The sequence below is a fragment of the Variovorax sp. Root434 genome (genome assembly GCF_001426595.1).
GTDB lineage: Bacteria > Pseudomonadota > Gammaproteobacteria > Burkholderiales > Burkholderiaceae_C > Variovorax.
This window is the reverse complement of sequence record NZ_LMEK01000024.1, coordinates 135036-150131: the sequence shown is the minus strand read 5'-3', so window position 1 is coordinate 150131 and position 15096 is coordinate 135036. Positions and strand designations below refer to the sequence as shown.

Below are 15096 nucleotides of genomic sequence, written 5' to 3'. Positions count from 1 at the left end.
GGAAGCGCCAACATCATGACTGCTTCGCACACCGCCGGCGCGCTGGCGCGCCCGTCCAAACTCGCGTCTGCGCCTTTTTCGCTCAAGGACTTTCTGAGCAGCTTCATGCTGTTCGAATTGTTCAAGGGCCTGGCCATCACCGGCAAGTACGCCTTCGCCCGCAAGATCACGGTGCAGTTCCCCGAGGAGAAGACGCCGCTGTCGCCGCGTTTCCGCGGCCTGCACGCGCTGCGCCGCTATGAGAACGGCGAAGAGCGCTGCATTGCCTGCAAGCTCTGCGAAGCCGTCTGCCCGGCGCTGGCCATCACCATCGAATCGGATGTGCGCGACGACGGCTCGCGCCGCACCACGCGCTACGACATCGACCTGACCAAGTGCATCTTCTGCGGCTTCTGCGAAGAGAGCTGCCCGGTCGATTCGATCGTCGAGACGCACATCTTCGAATACCACGGCGAAAAGCGCGGCGACCTGTACTTCACCAAGGACATGCTGCTGGCCGTGGGCGACCGCTACGAAAAAGAAATTGCAGCGAACAAGGCGGCCGACGCCAAGTACCGCTGATCCGACCAGCCCGAACCCATTCGAATTCCATGGACGTCAAGACCGGTCTGTTCTATCTGTTTGCCGTGGTGCTGCTGTTCGCAGCGTTCCGCGTCATCACCGCCCGCAATCCCGTGTATGCCGCGCTGTACCTGGTGCTGGCCTTCTTCCAGGCATCGGCCATCTGGCTGCTGCTGCGCGCCGAGTTCCTCGCGATCTCTCTGGTGCTGGTGTATGTCGGCGCCGTGATGGTGCTGTTCCTGTTCGTCGTGATGATGCTGGACATCAACGTCGACAGCTTGCGGGAGGGCTTCTGGAAGCACTTCCCGCTGGCCGCCGGTGTCGGCGCACTCATCGCGCTCGAAATGGCGGCCGTGCTCATGGGCGGTTTCCGCCTGGGCGAGGCACCGCGCGCCGCTGCCGGTGCGATGGGGGCCAACACTTCCAATACGCTCGAACTCGGCAAGCTGCTTTACTCCGAATACCTCTACCCGCTGGAGATCGCCGCGGTCATCCTGCTCGTGGCCATCGTGGCGGCCATCGCACTGACGCTGCGCACCCGCAAGGACAGCAAGTACGTGAACCCGGCCGACCAGGTCCGCGTGAAGGCGCGTGACCGCGTGCGCATCGTGCAGATGCCGGCAACGCGTGCTGCGGAGCCTGTGGTCGAAGTTGCGGACGCTGCAAAGGAAAACAAGGCATGACGCTCACGCTCGGACACTTTCTCTCGCTCGGCGCGATGCTCTTCGCGCTGTCCGTGATCGGCATCTTCCTGAACCGCAAGAACCTCATCGTGCTGCTGATGGCCATCGAGCTGATGCTGCTCGCGGTCAACATGAACTTCGTGGCGTTCTCGCACTATCTGGGCGACATGCACGGCCAGATCTTCGTGTTCTTCATCCTGACGGTGGCCGCGGCCGAGTCGGCCATCGGCCTGGCGCTGCTGGTCCTGCTGTTCCGCAACAAGTCGAACATCAACGTCGACGAACTCAACTCACTCAAGGGTTGAACGCAACATGAGCGCAACCCTTTCCGCATCCACCCTGCTGGCCGTGCCGCTGGCACCCCTGGTCGGCGCCGTCGTCGCCGGCCTGTTCGGCACCAAGTTCGGCGGCGATCACATCGGCCGCAAGGTCACGCATTCGCTGACCATCCTGGGCGTGCTGGTCGCCTTCATCATTTCGGCCATGACGCTCAAGAGCGTGGTGGCCGATGGCGCCCGCTTCAACGAAACCATCTACGAATGGATGACCGTTGGCGGCCTGAAGATGGAAGTCGGCTTCCTGATCGACGGCCTCACCGCCATGATGATGTGCGTGGTGACTTTCGTGTCGCTGATGGTGCACATCTACACCATCGGCTACATGGAGGAAGACGACGGCTACAACCGCTTCTTCGCGTACATCTCGCTGTTCACCTTCTCGATGCTGATGCTCGTTATGAGCAACAACATGCTCCAGCTGTTCTTCGGCTGGGAGGCGGTGGGCCTGGTGTCGTACCTGCTGATCGGTTTCTGGTTCAACCGGCCGACCGCGATCTTCGCGAACATGAAGGCCTTCCTGGTCAACCGCGTGGGCGACTTCGGCTTCATCCTCGGCATCGGCCTGATCGCGGCCTATGCCGGTACGCTGAACTACGGCGAAGCCTTCGCCAAGGCCAACACGCTGGCCGGCATCACCTTCCCGGGCACCGAATGGATGCTGATCACCGTGATCTGCATCTGCCTGTTCATCGGCGCCATGGGCAAGAGCGCGCAGTTTCCGCTGCACGTATGGCTGCCCGACTCGATGGAAGGCCCGACGCCCATCTCCGCGCTGATCCACGCCGCGACCATGGTGACGGCCGGCATCTTCATGGTGGCGCGCATGTCGCCGCTGTTCGAACTGAGTGACACGGCACTGAGCTTCATCCTCGTGATCGGCGCCATCACCGCGCTGTTCATGGGCTTCCTGGGCATCATCCAGAACGACATCAAGCGCGTGGTTGCGTACTCGACGCTCTCGCAGCTCGGCTACATGACGGTGGCGCTCGGTGCCTCGGCCTACTCGGTCGCGGTGTTCCACCTGATGACGCACGCCTTCTTCAAGGCGCTGCTGTTCCTCGGTGCGGGCTCGGTGATCATCGGCATGCACCACAACCAGGACATCCGCTGGATGGGCGGCGTGCGTAAGTACATGCCGATCACCTGGATCACCTCGCTGCTGGGTTCGCTCGCGCTGATCGGCACGCCTTTCTTCGCCGGTTTCTACTCGAAGGACAGCATCATCGAAGCGGTGCACGAAAGCCACCTGTGGGGCGCGAACTTCGCGTACTACGCGGTGCTGGCCGGCGTGTTCATCACGGCGTTCTATTCGTTCCGCATGTACTTCCTGGTCTTCCACGGCGAGGAACGCTACGACCAGAACCCCGACGCGCACCATGACGACCATGGCCACGACGACCACGGCCATGGCCACCACGACCACAAGCCGCACGAATCGCCAATGGTGGTCTGGCTGCCGCTGGTGCTGCTGGCCATTCCCTCGGTGGTGATCGGCTTCATGACGATCGAGCCGATGCTGTTCGGCGAGTTCTTCAAGAACGCGATCGCCGTGGACGGCACCCGCCACCACGCCATGAAGGAGCTGGAAGAAGCCTTCCACGGTCCTGTGGCCATGGCCATCCACGGCCTGACGGCGCCGCCGTTCTGGCTGGCGCTGGCCGGCGTGGTCCTGTCCTGGTACATGTACATGATCAACCCGGCGCTGCCGGCCGCGATCAAGCGCGCCTTCGGCCCGATCTACCGCCTGCTCGAGAACAAGTACTACATGGACTGGTTCAACGAGAACGTCATCGCCCGCGCCACGCGCGCGCTCGGTACCGGCCTGTGGAAGGGGGGCGACCAGGCCCTGATCGACGGTGCCGTCGTGAATGGCTCGTGGAAGTTGGTCGGCCGGGTTTCAGGCGTGGTTCGTTGGATGCAGTCCGGCTACATCTATCACTATGCCTTCGCGATGCTGCTCGGCATCTTCATCCTGATGACGTACTTCGTCTGGTTCAAACGCTGAGCCTAGCGCTGGAGAAAAAGAAAAATGGGTTTGTTGAGCCTTGCCATCTGGGTGCCGATCGCATTCGGCGCCGTGCTGCTGGCGTTTGGCCGTGACGAGCACGCCAGAGGCGTACGCTGGGTCGCGCTCGTCGGTTCCATCGTGAGCTTTCTGGTCACGGTGCCGCTGGTCACGCGTTTCCAGAACAGCAGCGCCGCGATGCAGTTCGTCGAGAAGACGGGCTGGATCTCGCGCTTCAACGTCAACTACCACCTCGGGATCGACGGCATGTCGCTCTGGCTGGTGCTGCTGACGTCGTTCATCACGGTCGTCGTCGTGATCTCGGCCTGGGAAGTGATCACCGAGCGCGTGAACCAGTACATGGGCGCGTTCCTGATCCTGTCGGGCTTCATGATCGGCGTGTTCGCGGCACTCGACGGCGTGCTGTTCTACGTGTTCTTCGAAGCCACGCTGATCCCGATGTACCTGATCATCGGCATCTGGGGCGGCCCGAACAAGATCTACGCAGCTTTCAAGTTCTTCATCTACACCTTGCTCGGCTCGCTGCTGATGCTGGTGGCGCTGATCTACCTGTACAACAAGTCGGGCGGCAGCTTCGACATCCTGAGCTGGCACAAGCTGCCGCTGGGTGCGAGCGCACAGACCTTCCTGTTCTTCGCGTTCTTCGCGGCCTTCGCGGTGAAGGTGCCGATGTGGCCGGTGCACACGTGGCTGCCCGACGTGCACGTCGAGGCGCCCACCGGCGGCTCCGCCGTGCTGGCCGCGATCATGCTGAAGCTGGGCGCCTACGGTTTCCTGCGCTTCTCGATGCCCATCGCGCCCGACGCCTCGCACGAATGGGCCTGGCTCATGATCGCGCTGTCGCTGATCGCGGTGATCTACGTGGGCCTGGTCGCGCTGGTGCAGCAGGACATGAAGAAGCTGGTGGCTTACTCGTCGGTGGCCCACATGGGCTTCGTGACGCTCGGCTTCTTCATCTTCAACGAGCTCGGCGTATCCGGCGGCATCGTGCAGATGATTGCGCACGGCTTCGTGTCGGGCGCCATGTTCCTGGGCATCGGCGTGCTGTACGACCGCGTGCACTCGCGCCAGATCGCCGACTACGGCGGCGTGGTCAACACCATGCCCAAGTTCGCCGCGTTCGCGCTGCTGTTCGCCATGGCCAATTGCGGCCTGCCGGGCACCGCCGGTTTCGTGGGCGAGTGGATGGTGATCCTGGGTGCCGTGAAGGCCAACTTCTGGATCGGCATGGCGGCAGCCACCGCGCTGATCTTCGGTGCCGCCTACACCCTGTGGATGTACAAGCGCGTGTACCTCGGCCCGGTCGGCAACGACCACGTCAAGGAAGTCAGCGACATCAACGCCCGCGAGTTCCTGATGCTGGCGCTGCTGGCGATCGCCGTGCTGTGGATGGGCCTCTATCCGAAGCCTTTCACCGACTCGATGAACGCTTCGGTGTCCGAGCTCCTGCGCCACGTGGCGATTTCCAAGTTGCCCTCCTGATGCCACGCTGAAGAAGAGAACGAGATGATTGACAAACTCAGCTGGGTCACGATCTACCCCGAAATCGTGTTGCTGGTCATGGCCTGCATCATTGCGCTGGTCGACCTGTCGGACGCGAGCCCGCGCCGTACCCGCACTTATGTACTGACGCTGGCCACGCTCGCCGTGGTCGCGGTGTTGTCGGGCCTCGCCGCCCTCGGTGGCAAGACTGCCTACGGCTTCGGCGGCATGGTCGTCAGCGATCCGATGGGCAATTGGCTCAAATGCTTTGCCACCGTCGCCCTGATGGTCACGCTGGTCTACGGTCGTCCCTACGCGGCCGACCGCGAGATGCTGCGCGGCGGCGAACTGTTCACCATCAGCATGTTCGCGCTGCTGGGCATGTTCGTGATGATCTCGGGTAGCAACTTCCTGCTGATCTACCTGGGCCTGGAACTGCTCACGCTGTCGAGCTATGCGCTGGTGGCGCTGCGCCGCGACAACGCGGTGGCCAGCGAAGCCGCCATGAAGTACTTCGTGCTCGGCGCCATGGCCAGCGGTTTCCTGCTGTACGGCCTGTCGATGATGTACGGCGCGACCGGTTCGCTCGACGTCAACGAAGTGTTCAAGTCCATCGCGAGCGGCAAGGTGAACCACCAGGTGCTGGTGTTCGGCCTGGTGTTCATCGTGGCCGGCCTGGCCTTCAAGGTGGGCGCTGCGCCGTTCCACATGTGGGTGCCCGACGTCTACCAGGGCGCACCGACGGCGGTCACGCTGCTGATCGGCGCCGCGCCCGAACTGGCCGCCTTCGCCATCATCATCCGCCTGCTGGTCGACGCGCTGCAGCCGCTGGCCATCGACTGGCAGCAGATGCTCTCCGTGCTCGCCATTGCCTCGCTGCTGGTCGGCAACCTGGCCGCCATTGCGCAGAGCAACCTGAAGCGGATGCTGGCGTACTCGACGATCTCGCAGATGGGCTTCATGCTCCTCGGCCTGGTGGCGGGTTCGGACCAGCAGGGCACGTACAACGCCCAGTTCGCCTACAGCGCCTCGATGTTCTACATCGTGACCTACGTGCTGACCACGCTCGCGAGCTTCGGCATCATCCTGCTGCTGGCGCGCGAAGGCTTCGAAAGCGAAGAGATCACCGACCTCGCAGGCCTGAACCAGCGCAGCCCGCTGTATGCCGGCGTGATGGCCATCGCGATGTTCTCGCTGGCCGGCCTGCCGCCGCTGGTCGGCTTCTACGCCAAGCTGGCCGTGCTGCAGGCGCTGATCGCCTCGGGCCAGGCGATCTACATCGGACTGGCCGTGTTCGCGGTGATGATGTCGCTGATCGGCGCCTTCTACTACCTGCGCGTGGTCAAGGTCATGTACTTCGATGAGCCCGTCACGGCCACCACGGTGTCGGCACCGCGCGACGTGCGCACCGTGCTCACGATCAACGGCGCGCTGATCCTGATCCTGGGCATCGTGCCCGGCGGCCTGATGACGCTTTGCTACGACGCGATCGTGGCCACGCTGGCCCACTGACGCGGCCGACCTCGGGTGTCGCAAACCGCGTCGGTCTGGGTCGTTCTGCTGGTGGCCCTCGTGGCCGCCAACCTGCCGTTCTTTAACGACCGCCTGTTCGGCGTCGTGCCTCTGGCGACAACACCCAAGTCGCTCGCGGTGCGGCTCGCCGAGCTGGTGGTCTTGTACTTTCTGGCGGGCGGCGTCGGGCTGCTGTTCGAGCGCAGGGCAGGGCAGATCGCCTCGCAGGGCTGGGAGTTCTATGCGGTGACCGGTGCGCTGTTCATCGTGCTGGCCTTTCCCGGGTTCACCTGGCGCTACCTGATGAAGCACAGGCACTGACGACATGACTTCGACAACCAACACGACCACCGATTCGCACCTGAAGGAAGAACTCACGCAGAGCGTGGAGCTCTTCAAGGGCAACTTCCTGCACGCCAAGCGCGACACTGTGCGCCTGCCCGACGGCCACACCGCCACGCGCGAGTACGTGGTGCACCCGGGTGCCGTGGTGGTCATTCCGCTGCTGGACGATGGCCGCGTGGTGCTGGAGCGCCAGTTCCGCTACCCGGTGGGCCACGTGATGATCGAATTCCCCGCGGGCAAGCTCGACGCGGGTGAAGACCCGTTCGTCTGCGGCCGGCGCGAGCTGCTCGAGGAAACCGGCTATACCGCGCGCGAATGGGCGCATGCGGGTGCGATGCACCTGGCGGTGGCCTACTCGACCGAGATCATCCACATCTACTTCGCGCGCGGTCTTTCGCTGGGCGAGCGGCAGCTCGACCATGGCGAGTTCCTCGACGTGTTCACGGCCACGCCCGAAGAGCTGGCCGGCTGGTGCCGCGACGGCACCGTGACCGATGCCAAGACGCTGACCTGCACGCTCTGGCTGCAGAACGTCCTTTCGGGCGCATGGGCTCTGGACTGGCAGGCCGTGCCGGCAGAAGGCAGCGCGGGATAATCCGCGCATGAAGGTTCTCAATCTCCGCTGCGCACACGGCCACGGCTTCGAGGGCTGGTTTGCGTCCAACGAGGCCTTCGACAGCCAGTTGGCGAGCGGACTGGTCGAGTGCCCGGTCTGCGGCGACACCGCGATCGTCAAGTTGCTGAGCGCGCCGCGCCTGAACCTCGGCAATGCCAAGGCGCCGCAGGAAGCCGCTGCAACTGCCGCTTCAAACGTTGTTCCCGCCGAACTCTCGCCCGAGGCCCGCTGGATGCGAGCCGTGCGCGAGGTGCTGGCGAAGACCGAAGACGTCGGCGAGCGCTTTGCCGACGAAGCCCGGAAGATGCACTACGGCGAGGCCCAGGAACGGGGCATTCGCGGACAGGCCACGCCCGAGCAGGCCGAGGCGCTGCTCGACGAGGGCATTGCGGTGATGGCTCTGCCGATACCGGCTGCGCTCAAGGAAACCCTGCAGTAGCTGACCGGGCCGCGGCCGTTCTCATGCCGTGAACTGGAGCGCAGCGAGGCGCGCATAGACGCCGCCCTGCGCCACCAGCGTCGCGTGCGTTCCCTGCTCGACGATCCCGCCGTGGTCCAGCACCACGATGCGGTCGGCCTTCTGTACCGTCGCCAGGCGGTGGGCGATCACGACCGTCGTGCGGTTTTCCATCGCCGATTCCAGTGCCGCCTGCACCATGCGTTCGCTCTCCGCGTCCAGTGCACTCGTGGCCTCGTCGAGCAGCAGCAGCGGCGGGTTCTTGAGAATTGCGCGCGCGATCGCGATGCGCTGGCGCTGTCCGCCCGACAGGCGCACGCCGCGCTCGCCGAGGAAGGTGTCGTAGCCCTCGGGCAGCGCCTGCAGGAAGTCGTGGGCGAAGGCGGCGCGGGCGGCGGCATGCACCTCTTCGGCCGTTGCCTCGGGCCGGCCGTAGCGGATGTTCTCGAACGCGCTGGCCGAGAAGATCACCGCATCCTGTGGCACCAGGCCGATGCGGGTGCGCAGGTCGGGCAGGGCGAGCGAAGCCAGCGGCGTGCCGTCGAGCAGCAGGCGGCCCGATTGCGGGTCGTAGTAGCGCAGCAGCAGCTGGAACACCGTGCTCTTGCCCGCGCCGCTCGACCCCACCAGCGCCACGGTCTCGCCGGGCGCGACGTCGAGGCTGAAGCCGCGCAATGCCGGCGTGTCCGGCCGGGACGGGTAATGGAAGGTCACCGCATCGAACCTGATCGCGCTGCCCGCCACGGGAACGGGCGCGACCGTCGGATTCGACGGTGAAAAGATGGCCGCGGGTGCATGCAGCAGTTCCATCAGCCGCTCGGTTGCGCCGGCTGCGCGGAGCAAGTCGCCGTACACCTCGCCGAGCACGGCGGTCGCGCTGGCCAGGATGGCGACGTAGACGACGGTCTGACCCAGGTGGCCGGCCGTGATGTCGCCGCGCAGCACGGCCTGCGTGCCCTGGTACAGGCCCCAGAGCAGCGCCGCGGAGGTCGCGATGATGATGAACGCCACCAGCACCGAGCGGGCCTTGGTTCGGCGCACGGCGGTGCGGAAGGCGGTCTCCGTCGAACCGCTGAAGCGCGCGGCCTCGCGGCCTTCGGCCGTGTAGCTTTGCACCACCGGAATCGCATTCAGCACCTCGGCGGCGATGGCGCTCGAATCGGCCACGCGGTCCTGGCTGGCGCGCGACAGCTTGCGCACGCGGCGGCCGAACCACATGCTCGGCAGCACCACCAGCACGAGGATGCCCAGCACTTGCACCATCACATAGGGGTTGGTCCACACCAGCACGGCCAGCGCGCCCACGCCCATCACCGCGTTGCGCAGGCCCATGCTCAGCGAGGAGCCGACGACCGTCTGCACCAGCGTGGTGTCGGCTGTCAGGCGCGAGAGCACCTCGCCGGTCTGCGTGGTTTCGAAGAAGGCGGGGCTCTGCTTCAGTACGTGGCCATAGACCGCGTTGCGGATGTCGGCCGTCACGCGCTCGCCCAGCCAGCTCACCGTATAGAAGCGCGCCGCCGAGAAAAGACCGAGCGCCACTGCCACCGCGAAGAGGGCGCCGAAGTGCTCGCGCAGCGCCATCGTCTGGGCGCCCTTGTCGGCGCTGATCAAGCCGCCGTCAATCAGGCTGCGCAATGCGATAGGGAAAACCAGTGTGGTGAGCGCCGCCATCACCAGAAAGATGCCTGCCAGGACGATCTGCACCCGGTAGGGACGAAGAAAAGGGCTCAGGCCCGAGAGCGATCGGGGCGAGCCCTTGGCCATGGAAGACGGTGGGGGAGAAGCCATGGAAGGATTCTACAGAAACATTGCTACTACAAAGGCAGCCTTGACAATAACTGCCTCGGCAACTAATATTCGGCCCATGAGCGATGCAACTACCCCCCAAGCCCCGTCGGCGCCCGCCGACGCCGAGCGTCGCGCGCCTGCAGCCTTCTACAGCCCGGAAACCTACCGTACCGAAGAAAGCATCGGCTACCTGATGCGCCGCATCGTCACGGCGGTCGGCCAGTCGGTCGAGAACCGCATGTGCGAGCCAGGCAGCCCGACCTATCCGCAGTGGGTGCCTCTCTATAAATTGCATGTAGGGGCCGCCACCACCGTGGCCGAACTGGCCCGTGCCTGCGAGCTCGACACCGGCGCCATGACGCGCCTGCTCGACCGCCTCGAGGCCAAGGGCCTGTGCCGCCGCGTGCGGTCGCTCGAAGACCGCCGCGTGGTCAACATCGAGCTCACCGACGAAGGCCGTGCCGCCGCCAAGGAAGTGCCCTACGTGCTGAGCCGTGTGCAGAACGAACACCTAGCTGGCTTCAGCACCGAAGAATGGGAGCAGCTCAAGGGGTACTTGCGCCGCATCCTCGACAACGCCCAGGCCCTCGCGGCCCGTGGAGATAAAAATGACTGAGTCCCTCGCCGTGCGCGCCGTGCGTCGCACCCCCATCGTGGCCGCCGCACTGCTGGTGGTGGCATTGGCCGGCTGTGCCGACATGTCAGGCATCGGCTCGCAGGCCAAACTGCGCGACGCCTCGTCGCTGGGCATCGCGCCCGACAGCGCCGCGGCGCCGGCGTCCCGGCTCGACAGCCAATGGTGGATGGCCTTCGGCGACACGCAGCTCGATTCGCTGATCGAGCAGGCCGTGGCCGGCAACCCGAACCTGCAGGTCGCGCAGGCCCGCCTTGCACGTGCGCAGGCCTCGGCGGACATTGCCGGCGCGGCGCTCAAGCCGCAGGTCAAGGGCGACCTCGACCTGAAACGCCAGAAGTTCAACAGCAACTACATCTACCCCGCACCGCTGGGCGGCTCGACGCAGAACATCGGTCTGCTGCAACTCAGCGCCAGCTGGGAGCTCGACTTCTTCGGCAAGAACCGCAGCGCGCTCGACACCGCCATCGGCGCGGCGAATGCCGCGGCCGCCGATGCGGATGCCGCACGCGTGCTGCTCGCGAGCAACGTGGCGCGCAGCTACTTCCAGTGGGCGCGCCTGAACGACCAGCTTACCGTTGCCGGGCGCACGCTGGCGCAGCGCGACGAAACGCTCAAGCTCGTGCGTGACCGCGTGTCCGCCGGCCTCGACACCCGTCTCGAACTGCGCCAGAGCGAAGGCGGCCTGCCCGAGGCACGCCAGCAGATCGAATCGCTCAACGAACAGATCGCGCTGCAGCAGCACGCACTCGATGCGCTGGTCGGCCAGCCGAACGTGTCGGCATCGCTCAAGCCGCCGGTGCTGGCGAACGTCAAGCCGATGGCGCTGCAGGCGAACATTCCGGCCGACCTGCTGGGCCGCCGCGCCGACATCGCCGCCGCGCGCTGGCGCGTCGAGGCCGCCACGAGCGACGTGGCCAATGCCAAGACCCTGTTCTATCCCAACGTGAACCTCACGGCCTTCGCCGGCTTCCAGAGCCTGGGCTTCGGCAAGCTGCTGAAGTCGGGCAGCGAGCAATGGGGCGTGGGCCCGGCCATTACGCTGCCGATCTTCGAAGGCGGCAAGCTGCGGGCCAACCTGCGTGGCAAGTCGGCTGACCTCGACGTGGCCATCGAAAGCTACAACGCCACCGTGCTCGACGCGGTGCGCGACGCGGCCGACCAGGCCACCAGCGCGCAATCGATCGCGCGCCAGCAAGCCGAACAACGCGCCGCGCAGACCGCTGCCGAGGGCGCCTACGACATCGCCGTGCAGCGCTACCGCGCGGGCCTCGGCAACTACCTCAACGTGCTGACGGCGGAAACCTCCGTGCTGGCGCAGCGCCGGCTGGCGGTCGATCTGGCCGCCCGCGCGCTCGACACGCAGGTGGGCCTGGCGCGCGCGCTGGGCGGCGGCTGGCAGCCCCCGGCCACCGCCACGGCAGCGGCGCCATCAGCCGCAATGAACTGATACCACCCGAACCAGTCCGATTTTTTCGTCTTCGGAAAGAACTTCATCATGAGCGACAACAACACTCCGACGCCCGCTGCAGCCGCAGCTTCCGCAGCCCCCGAGGCGCCCGCCGGCAACGGCAAGCGCCGCCGCGCGCTCACCGCGCTCGCCGCGGTGGTGATCGTCGCCGGCGGCGGCTGGGGTGTCTACGAATGGCTGGTCGCCAGCCACTACGAGGACACCGACAACGCCTACGTGCAGGGCAATGTGATCCAGATCACGCCGCAGATCGGCGGCACCGTGATGGCCATCAACGCCGACGACACCGATTTCGTGAAGGCCGGCCAGCCGCTGGTGCAGCTCGACCCGGCCGACGCCAAGGTGTCGCTCGAACAGGCCGAAGCCGCGCTCGCGCAGGCCGTGCGCCAGGTGCGCACGCTGTACGCCAACAACGGCTCGCTGGCCGCGCAGGTCACGCTGCGCCAGGCCGACATCGTCAAGGCGCAGAGCGACATCGCCAAGGCGCAGGACGACCTGCAGCGCCGCCGCGCGCTGTCGGGCAACGGCGCCGTGTCGAAGGAAGAACTCAACCATGCCGAAACGCAGCTCGACACGGCCAAGAGCCAGCTCGCCGCGGCGCAGGCCGGCGTGGTCGCAGCGAAGGAAGCGCTGGTCAGCAACCAGTCGCTGACCGAAGGCACCAGCGTGGCCCAGCACCCGAGCGTGCTGGCCGCCGCCGCCAAGGTGCGCGAGGCCTACCTCGCCACGCAGCGCGTGGCCATGCCCGCGCCGGTCGACGGCTACGTCGCCAAGCGCACGGTGCAGCTCGGCCAGCGCGTGGCCGCCGGCACGCCGATGATGTCGATCGTGCCGCTCAACCAGCTGTGGGTCGACGCCAACTTCAAGGAAGTGCAGCTGCGCAACATCCGCATCGACCAGCCCGTGAAGCTCACGGCCGACGTCTACGGCAAGAAGATCGAATACAGCGGCAAGGTCGCGGGCCTCGGCGTGGGTACGGGCAGTGCGTTTGCGCTGCTGCCTGCGCAGAACGCCACCGGCAACTGGATCAAGGTGGTGCAGCGCGTGCCCGTGCGCATCGCGCTCGATCCCGAGCAGCTCAAGGCCAACCCGCTGCGCATCGGCCTGTCGATGGATGCCGAGATCGACATCTCCTCGAAGAGCGGCAAGATGCTCGCCGACGCGCCGCGCGCCGCTGCGCTGACGCAGACGCAGGTCTACAGCCAGCTCGACCGCGGTGCCGACGCCGAAGTGGAGCGCATCGTCGCGGCCAACCTCGGCCGCAGCGCATCGGCCACGGCCGCCGCCGCACCGGCGAAGAGCCCGGCAGCGCCTGCCACATCGGTGGCCGTGCAGGGGCACCCGGGCTGATCGCCCGGACCTTCTTCTTCAGGTAAACAGTTCGCCCCATGGCCACCGCTGCTCCTGCTTACGTCGCGCATCCGCCGCTCGAGGGCGCAGCCCGCCTCTGGGGCACGGTCGCGCTGTCTGCGGCAACCTTCATGAACGTGCTCGACTCGTCGATCGCGAACGTGTCGCTGCCTGCCATCTCCGGTGACCTGGGCGTGAGCACCACACAGGGCACCTGGGTCATCACCAGCTTCGCGGTGGCCAACGCCATCGCGGTGCCGCTCACCGGTTTCATGACGCAGCGCTTCGGACAGGTGCGCCTGTTCATGGCCAGCGTGATCCTGTTCATGATCACCTCGCTGATGTGCGGCCTGGCGCCGAACATGACGACGCTGATCGCCTTTCGCGCGCTGCAGGGCTTCGTTGCGGGCCCGATGATCCCGCTGTCGCAGACGCTGCTGCTGTCGAGCTATCCGCGCGCCAAGGCGGGACTCGCGATGGCGATGTGGTCGATGACCACGCTGGTCGCGCCGGTGATGGGGCCGCTGCTCGGCGGCTGGATCACCGACAACATCTCGTGGCCGTGGATCTTCTACATCAACATCCCGGTGGGCATCGTCGCCGCGGCCATCACCTGGGCGCTGTACCGCCACCGCGAGAGCGCCACGCACAAGGTGCCGATCGACGCCATCGGCCTCGCGCTGCTGGTGCTGTGGGTGGGCTCGCTGCAGCTGATGCTCGACAAGGGCAAGGAGCTCGACTGGTTCCACTCGGCGCAGATCATCACGCTGGCGGTGGTGGCCGTGGTCGGCTTCGCGTTCTTCCTGGTGTGGGAGCTGACCGACAAGCACCCGGTGGTCGACCTGTCGCTGTTCAAGCGCCGCAATTTCTGGTCGGGCGCCGTGGCAACGGCCGTGGCCTATGGCCTGTTCTTCGGCAACGTGGTGCTGCTGCCGCTGTGGCTGCAGCAGTGGATGGGCTACACCGCGACGCAGGCCGGCATGATCATGGCGCCCGTGGGGCTGCTGGCGATCTTCTTCTCCCCGGTGGTGGGGCTCACGGTGGCCAAGATCGATCCGCGCCGCTATGCGACCTTCTCGTTCCTGGTGTTCGCGCTGGTGCTGTGGATGCGCTCGAACTTCAACACGCAGGCCGACTTCGTGACGATCATCATTCCGACGATCATCCAGGGCATCGCGATGGCGTTCTTCTTCATTCCGCTCGTGACCATCACGTTGTCGGGCCTCACGCCCGACCGCATCCCGGCCGCGTCGGGGCTGTCGAACTTCCTGCGGATCACCGCGGGCGCGATGGGCACCTCGATCACCACCACGCTGTGGGAGAACCGCGCGGCGCTGCATCACTCGCAATTGGCGGAGACGGTGAACCAGGGCAACAACGCAGCGACCAGCGCGATGTCGGGCCTCGCGGGCAGCGGCTTCAGCAGCGAGCAGGTGCTGGGGCAGCTGAACCGCATCGTCGACCAGCAGTCGTTCATGCTGGCGACCAACGACATCTTCTATGCGTCGGCGATCCTGTTCCTGCTGCTGATCCCGCTGGTGTGGCTGGCGCGGCCGCAGCGCGGCGGTGCCGGCGGCGACGCAGCAGCCGGCGCGCACTGAGCGCACGCACCATCGCCTCATCGACCCCCAGCCTCCGCAAGGAGCCTGGGGGTTTTCTTTGTCGCTGTGACGACAGTCCCGATTCGCATGCCGCACGGGTCCGTGCAGGTTGCACTGCAGCATAGGCATTTGCCCCAGTATCCAAGCGAGTTGCACGCACGAACAATCGGTCCGCGCTCAATGGTGGCGCATTGGGATGGACCGCATGACCGACTTTATTTTTCCGAATCCG

The 15096-nt window shown here is 65.9% G+C and carries 14 protein-coding genes; 13 read left to right on the top strand and 1 reads right to left on the bottom strand.

The features are described from left to right. The first annotated feature begins 15 nt into the window (after positions 1-15). From nuoI to ASD05_RS20330, 9 genes are read left to right on the top strand one after another with little or no spacing between them, the layout of a single operon-like run. The gene (gene nuoI / locus ASD05_RS20370; protein WP_007837743.1) at positions 16-561 is read left to right on the top strand and encodes an NADH-quinone oxidoreductase subunit NuoI; all 546 of its coding nucleotides are present in this window, start codon (positions 16-18) and stop codon (positions 559-561) included. 29 nt (positions 562-590) lie between these two features. Beyond that, positions 591-1244, top strand: coding sequence for an NADH-quinone oxidoreductase subunit J (locus ASD05_RS20365; protein ID WP_007837742.1), 654 nt, complete (start codon positions 591-593; stop codon positions 1242-1244). After that, positions 1241-1549: an NADH-quinone oxidoreductase subunit NuoK gene (nuoK, locus tag ASD05_RS20360; protein WP_007837741.1), complete on the top strand. Its 309-nt coding sequence runs from the start codon at positions 1241-1243 to the stop codon at positions 1547-1549. Before ASD05_RS20365 ends, nuoK begins: the two co-directional genes overlap by 4 nt. A 7-nt stretch (positions 1550-1556) precedes the next feature. Then, a complete protein-coding gene (gene nuoL / locus ASD05_RS20355) occupies positions 1557-3587 on the top strand; it encodes an NADH-quinone oxidoreductase subunit L (RefSeq protein WP_056596277.1) in 2031 nt (676 codons plus the stop codon). 24 nt (positions 3588-3611) lie between these two features. Next, complete coding sequence (locus ASD05_RS20350; RefSeq protein ID WP_056596274.1) at positions 3612-5090, top strand: NADH-quinone oxidoreductase subunit M; 1479 nt, start codon at positions 3612-3614, stop codon at positions 5088-5090. A 24-nt stretch (positions 5091-5114) separates the two neighbouring features. Further along, positions 5115-6602, top strand: a complete 1488-nt coding sequence (nuoN, locus tag ASD05_RS20345) for an NADH-quinone oxidoreductase subunit NuoN (protein ID WP_056596270.1) — start codon at positions 5115-5117, stop codon at positions 6600-6602. A gap of 15 nt (positions 6603-6617) precedes the next feature. Further along, a complete protein-coding gene (locus ASD05_RS20340; RefSeq protein WP_056511131.1) occupies positions 6618-6923 on the top strand; it encodes a DUF2818 family protein in 306 nt (101 codons plus the stop codon). A gap of 4 nt (positions 6924-6927) precedes the next feature. Next, positions 6928-7542, top strand: a complete 615-nt coding sequence (locus ASD05_RS20335; RefSeq protein WP_056596267.1) for an NUDIX domain-containing protein — start codon at positions 6928-6930, stop codon at positions 7540-7542. 7 nt (positions 7543-7549) lie between these two features. Next, complete coding sequence (locus tag ASD05_RS20330) at positions 7550-8002, top strand: DUF1178 family protein (RefSeq protein WP_056596264.1); 453 nt, start codon at positions 7550-7552, stop codon at positions 8000-8002. Between the two features lie 21 nt (positions 8003-8023). Here the strand turns inward: ASD05_RS20330 and ASD05_RS20325 are convergent, their stop codons facing one another. Continuing rightward, the gene (locus ASD05_RS20325) at positions 8024-9808 is read right to left on the bottom strand and encodes an ABC transporter transmembrane domain-containing protein (RefSeq protein ID WP_056596261.1); all 1785 of its coding nucleotides are present in this window, start codon (positions 9806-9808) and stop codon (positions 8024-8026) included. A gap of 76 nt (positions 9809-9884) precedes the next feature. On the opposite strand from ASD05_RS20325, the gene ASD05_RS20320 reads away from it, so the two are divergent. From ASD05_RS20320 to ASD05_RS20305, 4 genes are read left to right on the top strand one after another with little or no spacing between them, the layout of a single operon-like run. After that, a complete protein-coding gene (locus ASD05_RS20320) occupies positions 9885-10424 on the top strand; it encodes a MarR family winged helix-turn-helix transcriptional regulator (protein WP_042674198.1) in 540 nt (179 codons plus the stop codon). After that, positions 10417-11892, top strand: a complete 1476-nt coding sequence (locus tag ASD05_RS20315; RefSeq protein ID WP_056596258.1) for an efflux transporter outer membrane subunit — start codon at positions 10417-10419, stop codon at positions 11890-11892. Before ASD05_RS20320 ends, ASD05_RS20315 begins: the two co-directional genes overlap by 8 nt. 48 nt (positions 11893-11940) lie before the next feature. Then, positions 11941-13263, top strand: coding sequence for an efflux RND transporter periplasmic adaptor subunit (locus ASD05_RS20310; RefSeq protein WP_056596255.1), 1323 nt, complete (start codon positions 11941-11943; stop codon positions 13261-13263). 38 nt (positions 13264-13301) lie between these two features. Further along, complete coding sequence (locus tag ASD05_RS20305) at positions 13302-14864, top strand: DHA2 family efflux MFS transporter permease subunit (RefSeq protein WP_056596252.1); 1563 nt, start codon at positions 13302-13304, stop codon at positions 14862-14864. Positions 14865-15096: the final 232 nt, after the last annotated feature.

What these genes read in the sequence shown, in the direction of transcription:
- nuoN (WP_056596270.1), top strand. Translation starts at nt 5,115, where the DNA reads ATGATTGACAAACTCAGCTGGGTCACGATCTACCCCGAAATCGTGTTG.
- ASD05_RS20330 (WP_056596264.1), top strand. Translation starts at nt 7,550, where the DNA reads ATGAAGGTTCTCAATCTCCGCTGCGCACACGGCCACGGCTTCGAGGGC.
- ASD05_RS20335 (WP_056596267.1), top strand. Translation starts at nt 6,928, where the DNA reads ATGACTTCGACAACCAACACGACCACCGATTCGCACCTGAAGGAAGAA.
- nuoI (WP_007837743.1), top strand. Translation starts at nt 16, where the DNA reads ATGACTGCTTCGCACACCGCCGGCGCGCTGGCGCGCCCGTCCAAACTC.
- ASD05_RS20350 (WP_056596274.1), top strand. Translation starts at nt 3,612, where the DNA reads ATGGGTTTGTTGAGCCTTGCCATCTGGGTGCCGATCGCATTCGGCGCC.
- nuoL (WP_056596277.1), top strand. Translation starts at nt 1,557, where the DNA reads ATGAGCGCAACCCTTTCCGCATCCACCCTGCTGGCCGTGCCGCTGGCA.
- ASD05_RS20320 (WP_042674198.1), top strand. Translation starts at nt 9,885, where the DNA reads ATGAGCGATGCAACTACCCCCCAAGCCCCGTCGGCGCCCGCCGACGCC.
- nuoK (WP_007837741.1), top strand. Translation starts at nt 1,241, where the DNA reads ATGACGCTCACGCTCGGACACTTTCTCTCGCTCGGCGCGATGCTCTTC.
- ASD05_RS20305 (WP_056596252.1), top strand. Translation starts at nt 13,302, where the DNA reads ATGGCCACCGCTGCTCCTGCTTACGTCGCGCATCCGCCGCTCGAGGGC.
- ASD05_RS20325 (WP_056596261.1), bottom strand. Translation starts at nt 9,808, where the DNA reads ATGGCTTCTCCCCCACCGTCTTCCATGGCCAAGGGCTCGCCCCGATCG.
- ASD05_RS20365 (WP_007837742.1), top strand. Translation starts at nt 591, where the DNA reads ATGGACGTCAAGACCGGTCTGTTCTATCTGTTTGCCGTGGTGCTGCTG.
- ASD05_RS20310 (WP_056596255.1), top strand. Translation starts at nt 11,941, where the DNA reads ATGAGCGACAACAACACTCCGACGCCCGCTGCAGCCGCAGCTTCCGCA.
- ASD05_RS20315 (WP_056596258.1), top strand. Translation starts at nt 10,417, where the DNA reads ATGACTGAGTCCCTCGCCGTGCGCGCCGTGCGTCGCACCCCCATCGTG.